2 protein-coding genes are annotated in these 1,320 nt (G+C 53.9%); both read left to right on the top strand.

Features of this window, described 5'->3' with window-relative positions; translation table 11 throughout:
- A partial coding sequence (locus ACFQ6N_RS40900) for a hypothetical protein (protein WP_380659206.1) occupies window positions 1-365 on the top strand: 365 nt, incomplete at its 5' end.
- Window positions 366-760: 395 nt separating this feature from the next.
- Complete coding sequence (locus tag ACFQ6N_RS40895; RefSeq protein ID WP_199932578.1) at window positions 761-1,135, top strand: hypothetical protein; 375 nt, start codon at window positions 761-763, stop codon at window positions 1,133-1,135.
- The last annotated feature ends 185 nt before the right edge of the window (window positions 1,136-1,320 follow it).

Below are 1,320 nucleotides of genomic sequence, written 5' to 3'. Positions count from 1 at the left end.
GGTTGATCAGTGTTCCCGTGCCGCCTCCTGGACGCGGGATGGGGCTGCCCGTGGTGTTGGAAGAAGACGTAGCTGGGAAACTAGCCAGCGCTGTAGGGTATGCGGCATGGCTGCTCTCGCGGATCGATCCAACTGAGAGAATCACTCACATCGTGCCAGCCGTCAGGCTCAGTGGGGATGGTGGCGGCGCGTGGCGCACCAGGGCGGAGCATGATGCGAGCCCCAATTCGGGCCAATTTCCATGGCGACAGGGCGAGCATGAGGAGCCTGTGTTCCTGGCTCCCGCGCACCAAGTCAGGCAGGTGCTGTCGATGGATGCGCGTCGTGTGATCGAGGACTTTGTCGTTCTGCTGAGGCGACGCTGAAATCAGGATTGATCAGGTTAGCTCACTACGGAGGAGTAGGCTCAATGGTCATAGCAGCGCAAGTGTTTACGGAGAAGGCCGTCAGTGAGCTCAAGCCGGGCAGCATTCCAGCTTCGGTTATGGTTCTGGCTGTTTGTGCAGCAAGGTGGCGGCGTGCCAGCGCTTGACATTGCCCCTCCTAGTGCTTTAACTGAGGGAAAAGGGGTGTTATGAATTTGCGGGCTAAGTCTGAGTCATTCTGGCGTAAAAATAGTAAGACCGAAGTGGGGGGCGGTCGCGATAGGAGCACGCTTGCATCGAAAGAGGATGCGATCCTCCATGCGATCTTATCGGCCGTCGGTTTTTTTGCAATAATATTTAATTTTGCAAAATATTTCGGTTTATGAGAATTTTAAATGGCGCTAATTGATCGGCGCATCGGTTCATTCTCGACAATTATCGGGGTTGCATGCATGGCGATGCTTTATCCTGTCTTGGCGGGCGCGCTCCTGTCCTTGGTGATGGTTTGTATATCCAATCGGAATGGGGTAACGCTGGCTACTGGGACCGTGCTCTTGTTGGTTGTGGATGGCGCCAGTTTTGGGATTGTTTCAAAGATTTTCTACAAGCTTGCAATGGGCACATATGGCAAGCAAGTCCAGGGTGACGAGGCTTTGTATATGGCCCTCGGGGGAATGGCAATTCTCTATCAAGTTTACAAGCATGTGCGAAAAGTATGGTTTACCATTAAGCAGATACCTGACCCCAATGACGAGCATCCGACGGTATGAGCCGCCGCGCACCATGCTTAATCTTTCCCTATCTGCGCCTCTGAACTATATGTAGTGGATAGAGCAGCCCCCTTTCATCGCTTGTAGGTTCTAAGTTCGAGGGTTGCTACCAATTCTCTGCTGCGGGCACAGGACTTCGAGAGGGGGGAGGCTGCATGCAAGGCTTGGGAGTGGTGCGGTGCCTG

It is taken from the genome of Kitasatospora sp. NPDC056446, assembly GCF_042796115.1.
Classification (GTDB): Bacteria; Actinomycetota; Actinomycetes; order Streptomycetales; family Streptomycetaceae; genus Kitasatospora.
This window is presented reverse-complemented; position numbering and strand designations above follow the sequence as displayed.